Source organism: Pseudomonas sp. FSL W5-0299 (assembly GCF_005930655.1).
Lineage (GTDB): Bacteria > Pseudomonadota > Gammaproteobacteria > Pseudomonadales > Pseudomonadaceae > Aquipseudomonas > Aquipseudomonas mandelii.
Window position 1 is genome coordinate 183,640 of the sequence record NZ_RXHX01000001.1, and the last position, 21,045, is coordinate 204,684.

At 61.0% G+C, this 21,045-nt stretch carries 16 protein-coding genes; 9 read left to right on the top strand and 7 right to left on the bottom strand.

All coding sequences use genetic code 11. From position 1 onward, the window contains the following. The first annotated feature begins 66 nt into the window (after positions 1-66). The 7 genes from FHL16_RS00895 (at position 67) to FHL16_RS00925 (ending at position 9,165) form a co-directional block, all read left to right on the top strand. Positions 67-2,346 carry a heavy metal translocating P-type ATPase gene (locus FHL16_RS00895; RefSeq protein ID WP_077747200.1) on the top strand — a complete coding sequence of 760 codons (2,280 nt, stop codon included), beginning with the start codon at positions 67-69 and terminating at the stop codon, positions 2,344-2,346. Between the two features lie 16 nt (positions 2,347-2,362). After that, a complete protein-coding gene (locus FHL16_RS00900; protein WP_010466752.1) occupies positions 2,363-3,226 on the top strand; it encodes a LysR family transcriptional regulator in 864 nt (287 codons plus the stop codon). 223 nt (positions 3,227-3,449) lie between these two features. Continuing rightward, entirely contained in the window at positions 3,450-4,526 is a 1,077-nt protein-coding gene (locus FHL16_RS00905; RefSeq protein WP_010466754.1) for a putative 2-aminoethylphosphonate ABC transporter ATP-binding protein, read from the top strand. Next, positions 4,526-6,250, top strand: a complete 1,725-nt coding sequence (locus FHL16_RS00910; protein ID WP_077747201.1) for a putative 2-aminoethylphosphonate ABC transporter permease subunit — start codon at positions 4,526-4,528, stop codon at positions 6,248-6,250. Before FHL16_RS00905 ends, FHL16_RS00910 begins: the two co-directional genes overlap by 1 nt. 64 nt (positions 6,251-6,314) lie before the next feature. Further along, positions 6,315-7,340: a putative 2-aminoethylphosphonate ABC transporter substrate-binding protein gene (locus tag FHL16_RS00915; protein ID WP_077747202.1), complete on the top strand. Its 1,026-nt coding sequence runs from the start codon at positions 6,315-6,317 to the stop codon at positions 7,338-7,340. A 134-nt stretch (positions 7,341-7,474) separates the two neighbouring features. Beyond that, positions 7,475-8,608: a TIGR03364 family FAD-dependent oxidoreductase gene (locus FHL16_RS00920; RefSeq protein WP_077747203.1), complete on the top strand. Its 1,134-nt coding sequence runs from the start codon at positions 7,475-7,477 to the stop codon at positions 8,606-8,608. Next, entirely contained in the window at positions 8,608-9,165 is a 558-nt protein-coding gene (locus FHL16_RS00925; protein WP_077747204.1) for a phosphonate degradation HD-domain oxygenase, read from the top strand. Before FHL16_RS00920 ends, FHL16_RS00925 begins: the two co-directional genes overlap by 1 nt. A gap of 119 nt (positions 9,166-9,284) precedes the next feature. On the opposite strand, the gene FHL16_RS00930 is transcribed toward FHL16_RS00925, so the two are convergent. Both FHL16_RS00930 and FHL16_RS00935 read right to left on the bottom strand, forming a co-directional pair. Then, entirely contained in the window at positions 9,285-10,661 is a 1,377-nt protein-coding gene (locus FHL16_RS00930) for a GTPase/DUF3482 domain-containing protein (protein ID WP_010466762.1), read from the bottom strand. Continuing rightward, positions 10,654-12,033 carry a DUF2868 domain-containing protein gene (locus FHL16_RS00935; RefSeq protein WP_077747205.1) on the bottom strand — a complete coding sequence of 460 codons (1,380 nt, stop codon included), beginning with the start codon at positions 12,031-12,033 and terminating at the stop codon, positions 10,654-10,656. Before FHL16_RS00935 ends, FHL16_RS00930 begins: the two co-directional genes overlap by 8 nt. An 85-nt stretch (positions 12,034-12,118) precedes the next feature. On the opposite strand from FHL16_RS00935, the gene FHL16_RS00940 reads away from it, so the two are divergent. Next, positions 12,119-12,631: a dihydrofolate reductase gene (locus FHL16_RS00940; protein WP_077747206.1), complete on the top strand. Its 513-nt coding sequence runs from the start codon at positions 12,119-12,121 to the stop codon at positions 12,629-12,631. Between the two features lie 121 nt (positions 12,632-12,752). Here the strand turns inward: FHL16_RS00940 and FHL16_RS00945 are convergent, their stop codons facing one another. Then, the gene (locus FHL16_RS00945) at positions 12,753-14,144 is read right to left on the bottom strand and encodes an L-cystine transporter (RefSeq protein ID WP_077747207.1); all 1,392 of its coding nucleotides are present in this window, start codon (positions 14,142-14,144) and stop codon (positions 12,753-12,755) included. A 242-nt stretch (positions 14,145-14,386) separates the two neighbouring features. On the opposite strand from FHL16_RS00945, the gene FHL16_RS00950 reads away from it, so the two are divergent. Beyond that, positions 14,387-15,442 carry a phosphorylcholine phosphatase gene (locus FHL16_RS00950; RefSeq protein WP_010466771.1) on the top strand — a complete coding sequence of 352 codons (1,056 nt, stop codon included), beginning with the start codon at positions 14,387-14,389 and terminating at the stop codon, positions 15,440-15,442. A 186-nt stretch (positions 15,443-15,628) separates the two neighbouring features. Here FHL16_RS00950 and ilvD read toward each other — a convergent pair whose 3' ends face one another. The 4 genes from ilvD to FHL16_RS00970 all read right to left on the bottom strand — a co-directional run bounded on the left by ilvD (position 15,629) and on the right by FHL16_RS00970 (position 20,980). Beyond that, positions 15,629-17,470: a dihydroxy-acid dehydratase gene (ilvD, locus tag FHL16_RS00955; RefSeq protein ID WP_010466773.1), complete on the bottom strand. Its 1,842-nt coding sequence runs from the start codon at positions 17,468-17,470 to the stop codon at positions 15,629-15,631. A 258-nt stretch (positions 17,471-17,728) separates the two neighbouring features. After that, the gene (locus FHL16_RS00960) at positions 17,729-18,934 is read right to left on the bottom strand and encodes an MFS transporter (protein WP_077747208.1); all 1,206 of its coding nucleotides are present in this window, start codon (positions 18,932-18,934) and stop codon (positions 17,729-17,731) included. Continuing rightward, positions 18,927-19,904, bottom strand: coding sequence for a diiron oxygenase (locus tag FHL16_RS00965; protein WP_077747209.1), 978 nt, complete (start codon positions 19,902-19,904; stop codon positions 18,927-18,929). The genes FHL16_RS00960 and FHL16_RS00965 overlap by 8 nt, the downstream gene beginning before the upstream one ends. Then, positions 19,901-20,980 carry a SagB family peptide dehydrogenase gene (locus FHL16_RS00970; protein WP_077747210.1) on the bottom strand — a complete coding sequence of 360 codons (1,080 nt, stop codon included), beginning with the start codon at positions 20,978-20,980 and terminating at the stop codon, positions 19,901-19,903. Before FHL16_RS00970 ends, FHL16_RS00965 begins: the two co-directional genes overlap by 4 nt. Positions 20,981-21,045: the final 65 nt, after the last annotated feature.

The window sequence follows — 21,045 nt, forward strand, 5'->3', positions numbered from 1 at the left end:
GGTGCTTGACCCTATAGTGGCTACAGGGTCTTTACTTGGCAACAGGCACCTTCATGGACGCAACCAATGAGCGATTCCCTTCACACCCACAAACCCGAGGCTGATCACGATCACGATCACGATCACGATCACAGCCACAAGCTGCAGCCTGTGCAGAAGCATGACCATGGCGGACACGGCGACTCCTGCTGTTCCTCCAAGGCGGCAGCGCCTTCGCTGATCAAGTTGAGCGACACGCCGACCGACGGCGCGCGGCTGAGCAGCTTCCGCATCGACGCCATGGACTGCCCGACCGAGCAGACGCTGATCCAGAACAAACTGGGCAAGCTTGCGGGGGTCCAGCAACTGGAATTCAACCTGATCAATCGGGTCCTGGGCGTGACCCATGACCTGCCGAGCACTGCGCCGATCATCGAGGCGATCAAGTCGCTGGGCATGGTGGCTGAACCGATGGAACAGGGCACTGATGCGCCAGCGCCGACCCCCGAGAAAAAGCACTGGTGGCCTCTGGCACTGTCCGGCGTGGGTGCGCTGGCGGCAGAAGTGATCCACTTCACTAGCGCCGCGCCGTACTGGGTGGTGGCGATCATCGCGCTGATTTCGATCCTCAGTGGCGGCCTCACCACTTACAAGAAGGGCTGGATCGCGCTCAAGAACCTCAACCTGAACATCAACGCGTTGATGAGCATCGCAGTCACCGGCGCGATCCTGATCGGGCAATGGCCGGAAGCGGCGATGGTGATGTTCCTGTTCACCGTGGCCGAGTTGATCGAAGCCAAGTCGCTGGACCGGGCGCGTAATGCCATTGGCGGCTTGATGCAGATGACCCCGGAACAGGCGACGGTGCAGCAAGCCGACGGCAGCTGGGTCACACAAGAGGTCAAAACCATCGAACTCGGTGCGCGAGTGCGGGTGCGTCCCGGCGAGCGGATTGGCCTGGACGGCGAAGTCGTCTCGGGCAGTTCGACCATCGATCAGGCGCCGATCACCGGCGAAAGTCTGCCGATCGAGAAGACGGTGGGCGATAAGGTCTTCGCCGGCACCATCAACCAGGCAGGCTCGCTGGAGTATTCCGTCACTGCAGCGGCGAACAATTCCACACTGGCGCGGATCATCCACGCCGTTGAACAGGCCCAAGGCGCACGGGCGCCGACCCAGCGCTTCGTCGATCAGTTCTCGAAAATCTATACCCCGGCGGTGTTCCTGCTGGCCTTGGCCGTGGCGGTGATTCCGCCGCTGTTCATGGGCGCCGTCTGGTTTGACTGGATCTACCGCGCGTTGGTCTTGCTGGTGGTCGCTTGCCCATGCGCGTTGGTGATTTCCACTCCGGTGACCATCGTCAGCGGCCTCGCCGCGGCGGCACGCAAAGGCATCCTGGTGAAGGGCGGTGTTTATCTGGAAGGTGGCCACAAACTCGATTACCTGGCCCTGGACAAGACCGGCACCCTGACCCACGGCAAACCGGTGCAGACCGATTATGTGTCGCTTGATCCCACCGCAGACGCCACTGCCCCGGCGATTGCCGCAGCGCTGGCCGGTCGTTCGGACCACCCGGTGTCGTTGGCCATCGCCAATGCGGCGGTGGATAAACAATTCGCGCCGCTCGTTGTGGATAACTTCGAAGCCCTGGGCGGTCGCGGTGTACGCGGGGAAATCAACGGTCAGGTCTACCACTTGGGTAACCATCGCCTGGTGGAAGATTTGGGCCTGTGTTCACCTGCGCTGGAAGAGAAGCTGTTTGCCCTGGAAAAACAGGGCAAATCGGTGGTGCTGTTGCTTGACAAGTCCGGTCCGTTGGCGCTGTTTGCCGTGGCCGACACGGTGAAAGAGTCCAGCCGCGAAGCGATCCAGCAACTGCACGATCTGGGCATCAAAACCCTGATGCTGACCGGCGACAATGTCCACACCGCCCAGGCGATTGCCGTGCAAGTCGGCATCGACGAGGCCAAGGGCGATCTGCTGCCCAACGACAAGCTGCAAGCCATCGAGGCACTTTATGCACAGGGCCATCGTGTTGGCATGGTCGGCGACGGCATAAACGATGCGCCGGCGCTGGCCCGCGCCCAGATTGGTTTCGCAATGGCCGCCGCCGGCACCGATACCGCCATCGAGACCGCCGATGTCGCCCTGATGGACGACGATCTGCGCAAGATCCCTGCGTTCATCCGCCTGTCGCGTCGAACCTCGACCATTCTCAAACAGAACATCGCCCTCGCTTTGGTCATCAAGGTGATCTTTCTTGGGGTAACCTTCGCCGGGATCGCCACCATGTGGATGGCGGTGTTCGCCGACATGGGCGTCAGCCTGTTGGTGGTGTTCAACGGTTTGCGCCTGCTGCGCAAGTAAGCGATGAGGGACGGGTGTGCTGAGTGCCGAGCTGAAGGCGTTTTACATGGTTGCCCGCCTGGGCAGCATTACCCTGGCGGCGAAAAAGCTCGGCCTGAGCCAACCCACGGTGACCACGCAGATCCGCCATCTGGAAAGCCAGTATTCGGTTGAGCTGTTCTACCGTGGCGGCCGCCGCCTCAGCGTCAGCGATGAAGGCGCGCGGCTGTTGCCGATGGTCAAGGCGCTGTTGCAGCAGGAAGCCGACATCGAGTTTTTCCTGCGCAACAGTGGCCAGGTCCAGGGCACATTGCGCATTGCTGCTACTGCGCCGTATTACATCCTCGACCTGGTGAAGACTTTCCGCGAGCGCTTGCCGCAAGTGGAAGTGTCGGTGGAAATCGGCAACTCCCAGCAGGTGCTGGAAGCGCTGGAGGATTACCGGGTGGATGTCGCGGCGTCGTCACAATTGCTCGATGACGCGCGGCTGATTCGGCGGGTGCTCGGCAGCGATCCGCTGGTTTTGGCGGTGCATCGCAACCATCCGCTGGCGGCGCACGATCATGTGCCGCTCAGCGCGTTGGCCGGACATACCTTGTTGATGCGTGAATCAGGCTCGACCACTCGACGCCTGACCGAAGAATTACTGGCCAGCGCGGGGGTGAGTTTCGGGCCGTTGCTGGAAATTGGCAGCCGTGAATCGATTCGCGAGGCGGTGCTGCGCAACATCGGCATCAGCATCATTGCCCGACAGGAAGTGCCGCATGACCCGCAATTGCGCGTGCTGACGATTGAGAATGCGCCGCAGATTCCGGAGTATCTGTACTGCCTCAAGGAGCGCAAAGGCGCGCGGTTGCCGGCGGCGTTCCTGGGTTTGGCGCAGGAAATGGCCCCCGCGTGAGATTTGTGTTGAATGTGAGGGCCCCTTCGCGGGCAAGCCTCGCTCCTACAGGTGATCGCATTCCCCTGTAGGAGCGAGGCTTGCCCGCGAAGGCGTCCGTCAGTGTGCCAACGTATCCAACCCAAATTCTTGAATACCACTATCAGCCGATTTTGCCTCACTGCCACATGACGGACGCATTACAAACCTAGGATGGGCTTCATCTGCTTGATGAGGCCTGTCCATGAACCACTCGATCGCAACTGCCCTGACCAACCCCGGCGCCCCGATGAAAGTGCGCGGTGTGCAGAAACGCTTTGGCGCCTTCACCGCGCTGGACAATGTTTCCCTCGACGTGGCGGCCGGTGAACTGGTGTGCCTGCTGGGCCCGTCCGGCTGTGGCAAAACCACGTTGCTGCGTTGCATCGCCGGCCTGGAGAAACAGGACAGCGGCGAGTTGTACCTCGGCGATCGCGACGTTTCCCACCTGGCACCCCAGGCCCGGGACTACGGCATTCTCTTTCAGTCCTACGCGCTGTTTCCCAACCTCACCGTCGAAGCGAACATTGCCTACGGCCTCGCCGGCAGTGGTCGCGATGAAGTGCGCAAACGTGTCGGCCAGATGCTGGAACTGGTCGGCCTGACCGGCAGCGAGAAAAAGTACCCCGGCCAGTTGTCCGGCGGCCAACAGCAACGTGTCGCGCTGGCTCGGGCATTGGCGCCGGCGCCATCGTTGTTGCTGCTGGACGAACCGATGTCGGCCCTCGACGCCCGGGTTCGCGAGCATTTGTGCACCGAACTGCGCCAACTGCAGCGCAACCTCGGCGTCACCACCCTGATGGTCACGCACAATCAGGACGAGGCCATGCTGATGGCCGACCGCATCGCCGTGATGAACAACGGCAAGGTCGAGCAGTACGCCACGCCGCAGGACATCTACGACCGCCCGGCCACGCCGTTTGTGGCGGAGTTTGTCGGCCAGGGCAACTGGCTGCCATTCAGCCGCAGCAGTGACAGCCACGCCCAGGTCGGCGGGATGAGCATGCGCCTGGCGGATGGCAGCGCTAAAACCACGTCGGGCCGTCTTTTTTGCCGACCGGAAGCGATCAACGTCAACCCGCCGGTGCATGAAGAAAACCTGTTCCCGGCCAAGGTTCGCGAGATCACCTTTCTCGGTAACCGCTGCCGCATGAGCTTCGAACTCGATCAACTGCCCGGCCACGCATTGCTGGCCGAACTGGCACCGGAAGCCATGCCGCGCCTTGGTGCGCAGCAGATCATGGTCGCCTTGCCCCCTCGCAGCCTGCAGGTGTTTGCCTGATGAGCGCGAACATCGCGCTGCCGATACCGCACAAGCAGGTTCGGCAGACCTCCCGTGCCGAGATCGGCGACCGGGTGTTCGTGGTCGGCGGCAAAGTCCTTTTATTGGTGTTACTCGGCCTCGCGGTGTTGATGCCGTTGCTGGCGATCTTCTGGCGCGGTTTCAGTTCGGAGGCCGGGCAGGGCGGAGGCCTGGTGGCTGCGCGTGAATTGGTGACCAGTGCGAACTTCCACTGGTTGCTCGGCAATAGCCTGAAAGTTTCCCTCAGTGTGGCGGCGATTGTCGTACCGCTGGCCTACCTGTTTGCCTACGCATTGCAACGCACGTTGATTCCCGGCAAAGGCATCTGGCGCGCAATTTCGTTGTTGCCGCTGATGGCGCCGTCGATGCTGCCGGGGATTGCGCTGGTTTATCTGTTCGGCAATCAGGGCATGTTGCGCGGCTTGCTCTCGGACAATATCTACGGTTTCTGGGGCATTGTTCTGGGCGAGGTCATTTACACCTTCCCACACGCATTGATGATTCTTCTGTCGGCGCTTTCCCTGGCGGATGCGCGACTCTTCGATGCCGCCTCCAGCATGGGCGCCAGTCCGGCGAAAGCCTTTCGCAGCATCACCTGGCCAGCGACCCGTCAGGCCGTGTTCGCGGCGTTCTGCCTGGTGTTCACCTTGACCATCACTGACTTCGGCGTGCCCGTGGTGGTCGGTGGCGACTATCAAGTGCTGGCACTGGAAGCCTACAAGGCCGTGGTCGGTCAGCAGCAATTCGGTCGCGGCGCGTTGATCGGCATGGTCCTGCTGCTGCCGGCACTCTTCAGTTTTGCAGTCGATGCCTGGTTGCGTCGACGTCACGGCGACGCCATGAGCGGCCGCGCCCAAGTCTTCAAACCCGCGCCGTCGAAGCGGCGGGACGGTTGTTATCTGGCCATCGTGCTGCTGATCTGCGCGGTGTTGCTGCTGGTGTTCGGCATGGCGGTGTTCTCCTCGCTGGTGAAATTCTGGCCGTACAACCTGTCGCTGTCGCTCAACCATTACCAGTTCAGCGACACCGCGGGCGGCGGCTGGCTGGCCTACGGCAACAGCGTAAAAATGGCTTTGTGCACGGCGTTGATCGGCAGCGTGCTGATCTTCACCGGCGCCTACCTGATGGAGAAAACCAAAGGCCAGCGCGGACTGAACCTGACCTTGCGCATGCTCAGTTTCGTGCCGATGGCGGTGCCGGGTCTGGTGCTGGGCCTGGGTTACGTTTTCTTCTTCAACCTCAGCGGCAACCCGCTGCATGTGCTCTACGGGACCATGACGCTGCTGGTGGTCTGCACCATTGCTCACTATTTGACCACCGCACAAATGACCGCGACCACGGCGCTACGCCAACTCGACGCCGAGTTCGAGGCCGCCGCGTTGTCACTCAAGGCGCCGCTGTATCGGCACTACCTGCGGGTCACCGTGCCGATCTGCCTGCCGGCGCTGCTGGACATCGTGCGCTACCTGTTCGTCTCGGCCATGACCACCGTTTCAGCCGCAATCTTCCTCTACAGCCCCGACACCATCCTCGCGGCGGTGGCGGTGCTGAACATGGACGACGCCGGCAACGTCGGCGGCGCGGCGGCGATGTCGACCCTGATTCTGTTCACTTCGGCAGGCGTGTCCCTGCTGCTGGCCTGGGCCTCGCGCGGCTTGCTGCGCCGTTCCCAGGCCTGGCGGCAGACCGCTCCTGGTAAATAAATCTGTCCCCATAAAAGACCGTCCCCATAAAAGACCAAACCCTCAACTCAAACAGGAAAAGATCATGTTCAAGCCTATGGCCCTGGCCGCTGCTGTCCTCACCGCTTTCAGCCTGAACGCCTTCGCGGCGCCAACCGAGTTGACGGTGTACACCGCCCTCGAAGCCGAGCAACTGAAGACTTACAAAGAAGCCTTCGAAAAGGCTAACCCGGACGTCGAGATCAAGTGGGTACGCGATTCCACCGGGATTATCACTGCCAAACTGCTGGCCGAAAAAGCCCGCCCACAGGCTGATGCGGTCTGGGGCCTGGCGGCGTCGAGCCTGGCGATCCTCGATCAGCAAGGCATGCTGCAAAGCTACGCGCCGAAGGACCTGGGCAAGATCGGCGGCAACTACCGCGATGCCGCCAATCCACCCGCGTGGGTCGGCATGGACGTCTGGGCGGCGACCATTTGCTTCAACACCGTCGAAGCCGAAAAGCAGGGTTTGACCAAGCCGGTCAGCTGGCAGGACCTGACCAAGCCTGAGTACAAAGGCAAGATCGTGATGCCCAACCCGGCCTCGTCCGGCACCGGTTTCCTCGACGTCAGCGCCTGGCTGCAAACCTTCGGCGAGAAGCAGGGCTGGCAGTACATGGACGACCTGCACCAGAACATCGGCCAGTACGTTCACTCCGGTTCCAAGCCTTGTAAGCTGGCGGCTTCGGGTGAATTCCCGATCGGCATTTCCTTTGAATACCCGGCGGTTCAGCTGAAGCGTCAGGGCGCACCGCTGGACATCATCCTGCCGAAGGAAGGCCTGGGCTGGGAGATCGAAGCGACCGCTGTGATCAAGGGCACACCACACGAAGAGGCGGCGAAGAAACTGGCTGACTTCTCGGCCAGCCCGGCGGCGATGGAGCTTTATAAAGAGAACTTCGCGGTGCTCGCGCAACCGGGGATTGCCAAGCCGCAGACCGAATTGCCAGCGGACTATGAGCAGCGTTTGATCAAGAACGACTTTGCCTGGGCGTCGAAGAATCGCGACGAAATCCTGACCGAGTGGCGCAAGCGGTATGACGGCAAGTCCGAGAAAGTGGCTGCCAAGTAAGATCTCTATCGGCTGAAGAGCCTCTTCGCGGGCAAGCCTCGCTCCTACAGGGTTGGTGTCGTTTGTGATAACGCGCAACCCTGCAGGAGCGAGGCTTGCCCGCGAAGGCGGCTTAAAATTCAGGACATCACTTGATGACACACCACAACGACATGCTGATCGTCGGCGCCGGCATTCTCGGCCTGTCCCACGCCTACGCCGCCGCCAGACGCGGTCTGAAGGTCACGGTTTTCGAACGCAGCGAAACCCCCTTGGGCGCCTCGGTCCGCAACTTCGGCCAGGCCCTCGTCACCGGCCAACCCCCGGGCCCGATGCTCGAACTGGCGAGGGCCAGCCGCGAGATCTGGGGCCAATGGGCACAACTGGCCGGGTTGCAACTCAAGCGCAACGGCTCGTATTTGTTCGCTCGCAGCGAAGCCGAAGAACACCTGCTCGAAGCCTTCTGCACCGGCCGCGCCGTGGAATACGGTTACCACGTCGACCTGCTGCGCGGTGCTGCCTTGCGCGATCTCTACGGCGGTCAGTTCCGCCATCACCGCGCGGCGTTGCACGGCCTGGACGATCAGCAACTGTATTCCCGTGAAGCGATTCCGGCGTTGATCGACTACTTGCGCCGCGAGCTCGGCGTCGCGTTTCACTTCTCTACCCTGGTGCGCGATATCGAGCCGGGTCGCCTGCGCAGCACGGCCGGCACGTTCAGCGCCGATCAGATCATCGTCTGCTCCGGCCACGATTATCAGACCTTGCTGGCCGAGCCGATCGCCGCGCTCAACCCGCAAATCTGCCGCCTGCAAATGCTCCGCGCCCGGCCGCAGATCAACCTCAACCTGCAACACGCATTGCTCACCGGTTTGAGTTGCGTGCATTACGGCGCCTTCGCCGATCTGCCGGAAGCGGCGGCGGTGCAGGCGCAGATTCTGCGCGAGGAGCCACACTTGCATGAAAACGGCATTCACCTGCTGATCAGCCCGACGCCTTACGGTGAGTTGATCATCGGCGACTCCCACCATTACGGCCGCGATCCATCGCCGTTCAATGCCGAGCAGGTCGATGACTGGATGATCGGACTCGCTGAACAAACCCTGGGGTGCAAGGTGCAGGTGGTCGAGCGCTGGCAGGGCGTCTATGGTTCACGGGGGCCGGGGCCGTTCTCGTTCCTGCTCCCGATGCCGGGTGTGAGCGTGGCGCTGATGCACACCGGTGTCGGCATGAGCGTCGGCCCGGCGCTGGCCGAACGTAACGTCGCCACCTTATTGGGAGAGCATTGATGGACAGCAATGAGCAAGTGATCGCCGAGGTGTTTGGGCTGTACGAACGCTTTGGCGACAGCGATTACATCGGCGAGCCGGTGTCGCAGATCGAACACATGTCCCAGGCCGCCGAACTGGCCATGGCCGAGAGCTTTGATGACGAAGTGGTGCTGGCCGCGTTCTTCCATGACATCGGGCATATCTGTGGCGGGAGCGCCGAGAACATGGGTGGTTTTGGTGTGGTCAGCCACGAACGTCTGGGCGCCGATTACTTGCGTCGGGCCGGTTTCAGCGAGCGCCTGGCGCGGCTGGTGGAGTACCACGTTCAGGCCAAGCGTTATCTGACGCTTAAAGAGCCCGGGTACTACGAGCGATTGAGCGAAGCCAGCCGCCGGACCCTGGAATACCAGGGTGGGGTGATGACCGCGGAAGAGGCTGAAGCCTTCGAGAAGGATCCGTTATGCAAGGCCAGTTTGCGGATGCGCCAGTGGGATGAACAGGCCAAGGACATGGGCGTGCCGGTGATGGATCTGGGGGTGTTGAAGGATAAGGCGTTGCGGCTGTTGGCTGCGTAATAGCTCGAAACCGGGTCGCTGCCATCGCGAGCAGGCTCGCCCCCACAGGGGAACGCATTCCAATGTGGGAGCGAGCCTGCTCGCGAAGGGGCCAGCCCGGACACCCCAATAACCAAGGTTTACAACTGCTGCGCCAACACCTCAACCTGCTCTTGCCGCTCCGCCTGACTCAACTTCGCCTGCGGATTCAGCGACGACCACTGCGGATGCGCCCGGGCCTTGTTCAGGGCTTCGGGCAGTTTGCCTTCGCGCCAGGTCTTGTCCTGTGGCGTGGCCACCTGGATGCTGTCCATTGCCGCATGACCACGGGCATTCAGCGCTTGCAGCAATTGGCGCTGACGCAAGGCCAACAGCCTCAACACGCTGTCGTCGACCGTCAATTCTCGCTGACCTCTGATCTTGCCCATTAAACGGCTGCCATAACTGCGGGCGGTTTGCAGGGCGCCGCCGGCAATGGCGCCGGCCAGTGCCGCCGCGCCGAGGGTCAGGCCGCCCACCAGTAAATCAACCCCGGCACCGGCCGCCGCGCCGGCCGCGATGCCACCGCCGACCCGCACGCCCAATTGCTTGAGGGTTTCCGGGTTGAACAAATCATCGCCCCAGCGGCCATCGAGCAGCGGCAGCTCACTGGCCGCAGCGTCCTGTGGGCGGAAGGCATAGAGTTTGAGCAAACCTTCAACGCAGCGCTGTTCCCGTTGGCGAACGGCTTTGCGCAGTTCGCTGATCGCCTGTTGTTCCTGCTCCGCGTCGCTGACCACGCTACGCCGGCACGCGGCGCAATCGATCAGCAACTCGGCAATCAATCGCGCCGCACTCTGTTGGCGAGCCAGGCGTTGAGCCTGTTGATCGGCGATCAGGCGCTCCAATTGTTCGCGGGAGTTTTCCAGCAGCAAGGCGAGGCTTTCATAGAGTCGACGTTCGCCATCTTCGGGCGGTGCAACGCTGTCGAAACGCACCAGGGCATGCAGGCCCAAGCGTGCCAGGGCTTCACGCCAATCCGGCTCGCGATGGTTGGCGCTGCTGACGAAATTCAGCACCGGCAGCAGCGGTTTGCCGCAACTGGCCAACACTTCCAGTTCGTCGCGGTACTTGGCCAGGACCGGCTCCCGGGCGTCGATCACATAGAGGCCGGCGTCCGAGGCGAGCAATTGGCGCAGTACTTTGGCTTCCTGTTCAAAGCGCTGCCGGGCTTCGCTGCCGTCGAGGAATCGGGCCAACCGTGCCGGGCCGTCGAGGCGTTCGCCGGGACGTTCCAGGCGCTCGAGGTAGTCGAGCAGGGCGATGGCGTCTTCGAGGCCGGGCGTGTCGTAGAGATCGAGCAACGGCTCGCCGTCCACCGACAACCGCGCGCCTTCGACATGGCGGGTGGTGCTGGGGCGATGGGACACGTCACCGAAACCGACGTCCCGGGTGAGCGTGCGCAGCAACGAGGTTTTGCCGACGTTGGTGTGGCCGACCACGGCCAGCTTCAAGGGCGCTTTCCAGGCATTAGTCATGGCCGGTCTCCAGCCAGTTCACGGGCGCGCAATCGGCGAACGGCAGGTCCAGCTGTTGCAGCGCTACGTGCCAGTCGCCGAGACGTTCGGCATCCAGTGCTTCGCCGGGCGGCGCTTGCAGCAGCCAGACACGGGTGGCAGCGGCATTGCGCGCCAGTTCGGCGATCAGGGCCAGGCTGCCACGGTCGGGCGAACGTCGCGGATCGCAGGCAATCGCCAGGCGTGCCGGAGGGAAACGACTCAACTGTTCGAGCAGTTTGTTGCGCGATTCGCGACTGTCGAGGATGCCGGCGTTGTTCACGGTTTTCGGCAGTTGCGGCGGCCACGGGCGTTGATCGTCCAGCTCGATGGCCACCAGCAACGCGCCGTCGCTTTGCTGCTCACTGACGCCGCTTTCGACACGATGCAGTTGCGCAGGCGCGGCATCACTGATGCCGAGGCGTTCGCTGGTGGGCATCAGCCGTTCGCGCAATTGGGCGTAACCGGGCAGGTTCAAATCCAGGCGCAAAGCGGCTTGGCCGGAGGTCCAGCGCCAGCGGCAGAACAGCATCAGCAACAAACGCGGCAACACCCCGTAGACCAGCAACACGCCCACCAGCCAAGCGGCCCAGGCCTGACGAGCGCTTTCGATGTTCAGCGCGGCATCGCCACTGGCGCGGATCATCTCCACGCTGGGCACGCTGAAACCGAGCAAGGCCGGCAGGGCGCCGAGAGCCTGGGTCATGGCGACGAAGGTGTCACCGCGCAGAATGGTGGTTTCCCAGACAAAGCCGTAGCGCCGGGTCGCCATCAGCATCAGCACGATAACCAGCGCACTGAGCAACGCCAGCAACCACAAGCCGTTGACCAGCACGCCGATCGCCCAGCGATTGAGTTTGCGTCGCTGCAATAACAGCAGCAGGGCGGGTGCCAGTTGCGCGGCTTTGGCATCACGAGCGAGTTTTTCGCTGAGCCACAGCCACAAGCGTCCAAGGCTGGCGCCGTGCTCACCGGCAAACACCAGGCCCAACGCCCAGCTCAGCAGCAGAATCAGATTGAGCCCAAGCAGACTGCCCAGGGCCCAGAACACATTTACCGGGGTCTGGCCATCACCCAGTGCGGCAAACGCCAGGCCAGCACCGCTGACGATGGCCAGCACCGCCATGACGATCAGCGCCAGTCGCGCGCCTTGCAGCCAATGCTTGAGGGCGTCGGACAAACCGTCGCGCTCGGCCAGCCACACGGCACGGCGCTGAATTCGCGTCGGCAAGTCGCCGCCGGCGCTGCGGGCCAGCCGGTTGGCTTCCAGATCCTCCAGGGGGCCGGCGTGTTCTTCACGCAGGCGCACCGTCTCGGTCAGCCAGAGGTTTTGCAGTGGAGTCAGTTCAGTCACGCGGCATCCCGTCGCTCAAATGAGCTGTGAGCATAACCGCTGTGGCGCTTATCGGGGTACGGGAGGCTCTGGTATCCTCGCCGGCATGACTAAATCACTCCCCCTCAGCCTGATCGCAGCCCTCGGTGAAAACCGTGTGATCGGCGTCGACAACAGCATGCCCTGGCACTTGCCGGGGGACTTCAAATACTTCAAGGCCACCACTCTCGGCAAACCGATCATCATGGGTCGCAAGACCTGGGATTCCCTCGGCCGGCCGCTGCCGGGCCGATTGAACATTGTGGTCAGCCGTCAGGCGGATCTGGTGTTGGAAGGCGCGGAGGTTTATCCGTCGCTGGAGGCGGCCGTGGCTCGCGCGCAGGAATGGGCGAACGAGCAGGGCGTCGATGAGCTGATGCTGATTGGCGGCGCGCAATTGTATGCGCAGGGGATGGCGCAGGCGGATCGGTTGTATCTGACCCGAGTGGCGTTGAGCCCGGAAGGGGATGCGTGGTTTCCGGAGTTTGATTTGGGGCAGTGGACATTGGTGTCCAACACCCAGAATCCGGCTGAAGGCGACAAACCAGCGTACAACTTTGAAGTCTGGGAGAAAGTCTAAAAGCTTCGCGGGCAAGCCTCGCTCCTACAGGATTTGTGTCGATCGCGAAAATTGCGTACGACACAAATTCTGGTAGGAGCGAGGCTTGCCCGCGAAGAGGCCAGCTCAGACGCTAAAAAACTTAAGCGTGCGACAACTCCGCATGCTCATCGGCATCCAGCAGTGCTTTATCCGTCTGCTGCATGATCTGGCTGGTAATCGCCCCGGCCGTGATCGAACCACTCACGTTCAACGCCGTGCGGCCCATATCGATCAGCGGCTCAACCGAAATCAGCAACGCCACCAATGACACCGGCAAACCCATCGCCGGCAGCACGATCAGCGCGGCAAACGTCGCACCGCCGCCCACGCCCGCCACACCGGCTGAACTCAAGGTCACAATCGCCACCAGTGTTGCGATCCACAGCGGGTCCAGCGGGTTGATGCCGACAGTCGGCGCCACCATCACCGCCAACATCGCCGGGTACAGACCGGCACAGCCATTCTGGCCAATGGTCGCGCCGAACGACGCGGCGAAACTGGCGATGGATTGCGGGATGCCCAGGCGGCTGGTCTGCGCTTCGATGCTCAGTGGAATCGTCGCGGCGCTGGAGCGGCTAGTGAACGCGAACGTCAGCACCGGCCAGATCTTGCGGAAGAACCGCAGCGGGTTGATCCCGGCCGCCGACACCAACAGGCCATGGACCACAAACATCAGGCCCAGGCCGATGTAGGAAACCACCACGAAACTGCCGAGCTTGATGATGTCTTGCAGGTTGGAACCGGCGACCACTTTGGTCATCAGCGCCAATACGCCGTAGGGGGTCAGCTTCATCACCAGACGCACCAGACGCATCACCCAGGCTTGCAGGGTGTCGATGGCGTTGATCACTTTCTGACCTTTCTCGACGTCATCCTTGAGCAGTTGCAGCGCCGCGACACCGAGGAACGCGGCGAAGATCACCACGCTGATGATCGACGTCGGCTTGGCGCGAGCGAGGTCGGCGAACGGGTTTTGCGGAATGAACGACAGCAGCAGCTGCGGCACATTCAGGTCGGCAACCTTGCCGGCATAGTCGGTCTGGATGGTTTGCAGGCGAGCCATTTCCTGGGTGCCGGCGACCAGGCCTTCGGCGGTCAGGCCGAACAGGTTGGTCAAGCCGATACCGATCAGCGCCGCAATGGCCGTGGTGAACAGCAGCGTGCCGATGGTCAGGAAGCTGATCTTGCCCAGCGACGAGGCGTTGTGCAGACGGGCCACGGCGCTGAGGATCGAGGCGAACACCAGCGGGATGACGATCATTTGCAGCAACTGAACGTACCCGTTGCCCACCAGATCGAACCAGCTGATCGAGGCTTTCAGCACCGGGTTGCCGGCACCGTAAATCGTGTGCAAGGCGACACCGAAGACCACGCCCAATACCAACGCGAGCAGGACTTTTTTCGCCAGGCTCCAGGTCGTGTGGCGGGTTTGCGCGAGGCCAAACAGTAACGCGAGGAACACCAGCAGATTGAGGATCAGCGGCAGATTCATGAGAACTCCGAAAGTGACTTGTGCCAGCCGCCTTCCGGGGCAGCTGCGAACCGGCAAGCCTAACAGCTTGATTTACAAAGAATTAATACCAAAAAAGTCTGATAACTGTCGTTTTTGGAATAAGCCGGTGTCGCTGTCGGGGATGCACTTGACGCGAAAGGGACGTGTGCGGTCGCTAGTGGACGAGAGTTGTCACACTTATTTGTTAGCGTCGATATCTTTGGATCAGGGAGAAACCGCCGATGAAGCTCGCACCAAAATTTCTCGCAGCAGTACTCTGTCTTGGCCTCGCCGGCCAGGTCTTCGCCACGGATTTGAAGCACTGGCCAGCCGATCAGGCCAAGGCGCTGGACGCGATGATTGCAGCCAACGCGAACAAAGGTAACTACGCGGTGTTCGACATGGACAACACCAGTTACCGCTACGACCTCGAAGAGTCGTTGCTGCCGTACATGGAAAGCAAAGGCCTGATCACCCGCGAGAAACTCGACCCCTCCCTGAAACTGATCCCGTTCAAGGACACCGCCGACCATAAGGAAAGCCTGTTCAGCTACTACTATCGCCTCTGCGAACTCGACGACATGGTGTGCTATCCATGGGTCGCGCAAGTGTTCTCCGGTTTCACCCTCCAGGAACTCAAAGGCTACGTCGATGAGCTGATGGCCTTGGACAAGCCAGTGCCGGCGACCTATTACGAAGGCGATGTGGTCAAGAACCTCGACGTCAACCCGCCGAAAATCTTCACCGGTCAGAAAGAGCTCTACAACAAGCTGATGGAGAACGGCATCGAGGTCTACGTGATGACCGCCGCCTCGGAAGAGCTGGTGCGCATGGTCGCTTCCGATCCGAAGTACGGCTACAACGTCAAACCGCAAAACGTCATTGGCGTGAGCCTGCTGCTCAAGGACCCGAAGTCCGGCGAATTGACCACGGCGCGTAAGCAAATCACTGCGGGCAAGTATGACGAGAAGGCCAACCTTGGCCTCGAACTGACCCCGTACCTGTGGACCCCGGCGACCTGGATGGCGGGTAAGCAAGCGGCGATCCTGACCTACATCGATGAATGGAAAAAACCGGTGCTCGTCGGCGGCGACACCCCGACCAGCGACGGTTTCATGCTGTTCCACAGCGTCGACGTGGCCAAGGGCGGCATTCACTTGTGGATCAACCGCAAGGACAAATACATGACCCAGATTAACGGCATGATGGCCAAGCACGCAGCGGCCCAGGCCAAGGAAGGGTTGCCGGTGACGGCGGACAAGAACTGGGTGATCGTGAAACCGGAGGAAATCCAGTAAGCACCAAAAATCCAATGTAGGAGTGAGCCTGCTCGCGATAGCGCAGTGTCAGACGACATCAATGGTGACAGACATAACGCTATCGCGAGCAGGCTCACTCCTACAGTTGATCTCCAGTGTTTGGGGGATCGTGGTCAAAAAAATGCCCCGCACTTGGCGGGGCATTTTTTGTTCGACGGTTAAGCCTTACAGCCCGTCGAGCATTGCCTTGTTACGCACGGCACCCTTGTCGGCGCTGGTCGCCAGCAGGGCGTAGGCCTTCAGGGCAGTGGTCACCTTGCGTGGACGTTTTTCCACAGGCTTCCAGCCTTTCTGATCCTGCTCGGCACGACGGCCGGCCATTTCTTCGTCGCTGATCAACAGATTGATCGAGCGGTTCGGAATGTCGATCAGCACCTTGTCACCGTCCTGCACCAGACCAATCGCGCCGCCTGCAGCGGCTTCCGGCGAAGCATGGCCGATGGACAGGCCCGAGGTGCCGCCGGAGAAGCGGCCGTCGGTGAGCAGGGCGCAGGCTTTGCCCAGGCCTTTGGATTTCAGGTACGACGTCGGATAGAGCATTTCCTGCATGCCCGGGCCGCCTTTCGGACCTTCGTAACGGATGATCACGATGTCGCCGGCCTTCACTTCGTCGGCGAGGATGCCGCGAACGGCGCTGTCCTGGCTTTCGAAGATCTTCGCGTTGCCTTCGAAGACGTGGATCGATTCGTCGACGCCGGCGGTTTTCACCACACAGCCGTCCAGTGCAATGTTGCCGTAGAGAACGGCCAGGCCGCCTTCTTTCGAGTAGGCGTGCTCGACACTGCGGATGCAGCCGTTCTCACGGTCATCGTCCAGGGTTTCCCAACGGGTCGACTGGCTGAATGCGGTTTGCGTCGGGATGCCCGCCGGGCCGGCTTTGAAGAAGTGATGCACGGCTTCATCGTCGGTCTGGGTGATGTCCCACTTGGCGATGCCTTCGGCCAGGGTCTTGCTGTGCACGGTCGGCAGGTCGGTGTGCAGCAGGCCGCCACGGGCCAGCGAGCCGAGGATGCTGAAGATCCCGCCAGCGCGGTGCACGTCTTCCATATGGTATTTCTGGATATTCGGAGCGACTTTGCACAGTTGCGGCACGAATCGGGACAGGCGGTCGATGTCGCGCAGGTCGAACTCCATCTCGGCTTCCTGGGCAGCGGCCAGCAAGTGCAGGATGGTGTTGGTGGAGCCGCCCATGGCGATGTCCAAGGTCATGGCGTTTTCGAACGCCTTGAAGTTGGCGATGTTGCGCGGCAATACCGACTCATCGTTCTCGCCGTAGTAACGCTTGCACAGCTCGACGATGGTACGGCCGGCCTGCAGGAACAGCTGTTCGCGATCGCTGTGGGTGGCCAGGGTCGAACCGTTGCCCGGCAATGCCAGGCCCAGGGCTTCGACCAGGCAGTTCATCGAGTTGGCGGTGAACATGCCGGAGCACGAGCCGCAGGTCGGGCAGGCGCTGCGCTCGTACTCAGCGACTTTCTCGTCAGAAGCGCTGGAGTCGGCGGCGATCACCATGGCGTCTACCAGGTCGAGGCCGTGGGAGGCCAGTTTGGTCTTGCCGGCTTCCATCGGGCCGCCGGAAACGAAGATCACCGGGATGTTCAGGCGCAGGGCGGCCATCAGCATGCCAGGGGTGATCTTGTCGCAGTTGGAGATGCAGACGATGGCGTCGGCGCAGTGGGCGTTGACCATGTATTCGACGGAGTCGGCGATGATCTCGCGGCTCGGCAGCGAATAGAGCATGCCGTCGTGGCCCATGGCGATGCCGTCATCCACGGCGATGGTGTTGAATTCTTTTGCCACACCGCCAGCGCGTTCGATTTCGCGGGCGACCAGCTGGCCCAGGTCCTTGAGGTGGACGTGGCCCGGTACGAACTGGGTGAACGAGTTGGCAATGGCGATGATCGGCTTTTTGAAGTCGTCATCTTTCATCCCCGTGGCGCGCCACAGTGCGCGGGCGCCGGCCATGTTGCGGCCGTGGGTGGATGTTTTCGAGCGGTAATCAGGCATGAAGCACTCCGGGCGGCTAATCAGGTATCAAAAGGGAAGTGAGCTTCTATTGACGTCTGGAACACCCAGAAATGGCCGTGTGTCCGGAAGTTGCCGATAACTTTGCGGGATCGCCGCGCGCTTCAGCTTGAGCTCATAAACCCGCCGGGGGATGACTGGCGATGAATGTCGCGATTCTACACGGCTGGCGTCAGGAGGGAATGCCGGGAAGCGTTGATCCGGCGCTGACACAACGTGCGGGATGACGACTGGCAGGTTTCAGCCCGCCTTCAGCGCCAGATGCCGTCGTGTAATCAAGACATTCAGGCCAAGGCCCGTAGCACTCAAGCTCAGGAAGCACAGGGCTAGTGCTGTGGTCAGGTCTTCGGAGGCAAGGTTGATCACCACGCTGATCACACCGCCGCACATGAAAATCAGCACGCCGCCTACCGAGGTCGAGGTTCCGGCATTCCGGGGGTAGAGACTCATGGCTTTGGAGTTGGCGATGGGCCGGGCAATGGTGGTGCCTGCCGTACAAATCAACATGGGTATCAGCACCGCTGCCGCAGAGAGCCCGAACTGTTCCGCCAACCACAGCATGACCAGCCCTGACAAAGCGATCAGCCCCAGGCCAATGACTATTTGTGTGTTGGCCTGCAGGTACCGATGCAGCGCGCTGGCGACAATCCCGCCAAACACATAAGCCACGCCATACAGCAGCAACGCCCAGGCAAATGCGTAAGGCGACAGCGCCAGCCGCTCCATGAAAATGATCGGTGAAATGACGATGAACGAGAAATGGCAGGCAAAAGCCAAGGCTGAAATCAACCAATACCCCATGAAGCGAAAATCCGAACACAGCCGCCAATAGGCGCTGAAAAAACGTTCAGGTGCCGTGGTATGAAGGTGAGGGTTTTCCCTGAGCAGAAAGAAGGCTTTAAGCCAGACAATGACGGCCAGGCTGATAAACACATAAAAGCTGCCCTGCCAGCCTAGCTGCAATTGCAACCACGTCCCCAGCAGCGGCGAAATCGAAATGAATACCCCGCCGCCGGTCACCATCCAGATTCTGATTCGCTCCTGTTCCTTGCCGACGAACAGATCCTGAACCAACGCCTGTGACAGGACGAATGACCCGCAACCAACGGCCTGGATCACCCGGAAGAACAAAAACCAGCTGTATTCGCTGGATACCACACACCCTGTCGCTCCCACCACCGCAATTGCGATACCGGCCAGCAGGAGTTTCTTGCGTCCCCACAAATCCGACAATGGTCCGACCAACACCACGGACAACGCCAGGCCAATGGCGAACACGCTCACCGACAGGGCGATGTCGGACGGTGAGGTCCGAAAGTAGTCAGAAAGATCGGGAAAGGAGGGGAGCACCACATCCAGGGGAAAGACGCCGAGCAGCGTCATGGTCATCAACAGAATGACCATGGCACGTTGTTCGCCCTGGGCTACCTGTTTTCCGTCATTCATCGAACAGCCCTGCCCTGGAGAAAAGTTGGCGATTGGCAGGCAGATCGAAGAACCCGGCTTTTTTCATTGCATTGAGCGTGGCACCAGCACTCGATCGGACGCGCAGGCGCTGTGCTTGCGAGCCGGTCAGATCCCCAAGGATCTGCGCGACAGACGCTTCACTCAGGCCGGCGCTGCGCAGGCTTTCCCCAAGCCAGCGTTCATCTATCTCAAAGAAAATCAGCAGGATTTCCGCGAGCGACCTGGCGGTGAACGTGCGTTGGCCGCAGTTCAATTGCACCCACAGATGGTGGAATACTTCGCAAAAGTAGCGACTGTGACGCGCTTCGTCGGCCAGGTGATCCCTGAGCATTTCCTGAACGCTGCTCACCAGCGTGTCACGGCAAACGTCGAGCAGTTCCTTGGCGATAATCGTTTCCGAGACGAAGCCGACGAGAAACCACGCCAGTGCCTTGTGCTTGTCCGGTGTGCGATCGAGCAGGGCGTTCAGCCGGGCTATCCGGTGGGGCACGACCGGGCGATCTGTCATGTCGTAAATATCGGCAATCTGCTCGGCGAGGCTGTTGGAAAACAGTGCGTGATAAGCCTCATCCGTATAGAGCTGCAGCGCGGCGGTTTTCATCCGTGGGGGGATGGATACCCCCAGTTCGTTGTGGACGATGGTTTCCACGGAACGGTTGACGATGCGGTGTTCCAGCAGGGTGGTGTAGTCGAGGAAATACACCAGATGGTTGGCGGACAGGCGATGAGTGATTGCTCTGCCTGCTGCTTTGATTGCCGGATGATTCAGGTAGGGCAGAAATTCCGGCGCAAACCAGTGGCGGGTTTCCAGTTGCCGTTTCAGGTCCGGCGGCAATTGGTAGGTGTGTTCGCTGATCCGCACCGAGGCTCGGGTGTTCCAGTCTCCAAGGGTGAAGCGATGGGCCCATGAGGCAGAGGCTGACGCGGGGTCGATGAGGGGCTCGGTCATTGTTCCGCCCCCCGACTGCTCAGCAGGGCTTTCAATTCCTTGCACATCACTTGCCCGTCGCTCTGGCCGCAGCCGACAAAGAACAGCGGTTGCTCTGCGCTGTTCTCAAGTCCCAGCAGCGCTTCGACCTGGTCGTCCGTCAATGCACCGGTCAGCCAAGTGTTCAATCCCAGCGCGGTGGCCGCCAGTTGAAAGGTCTGGGAAATATGACCGGCCTCGACGTAGGCCATTCGGTAGGCCCGCGAGTGTTCATATTTCCACCACAGCTTGTCGAATCGGCTGGTGATGAACAGGCCTGCGGGCAGGTTGTTGATGAAGTGTTGTCCGCACATCAGTTGCCCTAAAGGTTGGGGAGGCAGCGGATTAACCAGACTCAGCGCGTGCCCGGTGGGGTGATAGGCGTAGACCCCGGGTGGCAGGCCGCTGACGTTTTGCACCAGCAGAAAGCCTTCGCAGGCATTCAGTCCGCCTCCGGACGGGCTGCTGCGCCGGGCGCCGAGACCTTCGACGATGCTTTCGTCGACGTCGTTTTCGCGCTCATGCAGATAGCCGAGGGACAGGTACAGCAATGTACTGACGGCTTCGAGGGAAACGGCTTCACCCGTGAAGGTGCGGCAGGTTTTCCGATTGACCAGGGCGTTTGCCAGGGAATCTTCCGGCAGGCAGGAAGGTTTTGGCAGGGTAATCAGCTCGCATCCCAGGCGTTCCGAGCGCCTGGCTTTCGGCGAGGGCGTGCTCAGGACGTCGCTGCAATGATCAAGGTATTGTTTTGACCATTCATTGATATTTTGCGGAACGTGTTCGCACGGAATGTTCTTGGTGCCGATATGGAATATCTTCGACAGTTCGTCCCAGCCCCAGTCTGTAGTATCTGTTATTGCAGTTGTCAGTATTCCAGCGTCAAGTAGCTGGGTGTCAATTGTATTGCGTTCGTTGAACTTTTCGGGGTTGTCGATAAGTTCTGCCAGTCGGGTTGAGTACTTCAGGTTCAGTTCAAACTGTTTGTGATTCTTGTAATCCCAGACTATTTGACCGGGCGTGCGTGGAAGTATGAATAAATGAGGACTGATCTGCATGATGGGCGGTTCGCTCTGGGCAATGCCATAGAAAACGCTGGGTAGCCGGCACTCCCCAGCGTCTC

Coding starts and splice junctions, on each gene's coding strand:
- FHL16_RS00895 (WP_077747200.1), top strand. CDS start 67: ATGAGCGATTCCCTTCACACCCACAAACCCGAGGCTGATCACGATCAC.
- FHL16_RS00905 (WP_010466754.1), top strand. CDS start 3,450: ATGAACCACTCGATCGCAACTGCCCTGACCAACCCCGGCGCCCCGATG.
- FHL16_RS00910 (WP_077747201.1), top strand. CDS start 4,526: ATGAGCGCGAACATCGCGCTGCCGATACCGCACAAGCAGGTTCGGCAG.
- FHL16_RS00915 (WP_077747202.1), top strand. CDS start 6,315: ATGTTCAAGCCTATGGCCCTGGCCGCTGCTGTCCTCACCGCTTTCAGC.
- FHL16_RS00920 (WP_077747203.1), top strand. CDS start 7,475: ATGACACACCACAACGACATGCTGATCGTCGGCGCCGGCATTCTCGGC.
- FHL16_RS00925 (WP_077747204.1), top strand. CDS start 8,608: ATGGACAGCAATGAGCAAGTGATCGCCGAGGTGTTTGGGCTGTACGAA.
- FHL16_RS00930 (WP_010466762.1), bottom strand. CDS start 10,661: ATGACTAATGCCTGGAAAGCGCCCTTGAAGCTGGCCGTGGTCGGCCAC.
- FHL16_RS00940 (WP_077747206.1), top strand. CDS start 12,119: ATGACTAAATCACTCCCCCTCAGCCTGATCGCAGCCCTCGGTGAAAAC.
- FHL16_RS00945 (WP_077747207.1), bottom strand. CDS start 14,144: ATGAATCTGCCGCTGATCCTCAATCTGCTGGTGTTCCTCGCGTTACTG.
- FHL16_RS00950 (WP_010466771.1), top strand. CDS start 14,387: ATGAAGCTCGCACCAAAATTTCTCGCAGCAGTACTCTGTCTTGGCCTC.
- ilvD (WP_010466773.1), bottom strand. CDS start 17,470: ATGCCTGATTACCGCTCGAAAACATCCACCCACGGCCGCAACATGGCC.
- FHL16_RS00960 (WP_077747208.1), bottom strand. CDS start 18,934: ATGAATGACGGAAAACAGGTAGCCCAGGGCGAACAACGTGCCATGGTC.
- FHL16_RS00965 (WP_077747209.1), bottom strand. CDS start 19,904: ATGACCGAGCCCCTCATCGACCCCGCGTCAGCCTCTGCCTCATGGGCC.
- FHL16_RS00970 (WP_077747210.1), bottom strand. CDS start 20,980: ATGCAGATCAGTCCTCATTTATTCATACTTCCACGCACGCCCGGTCAA.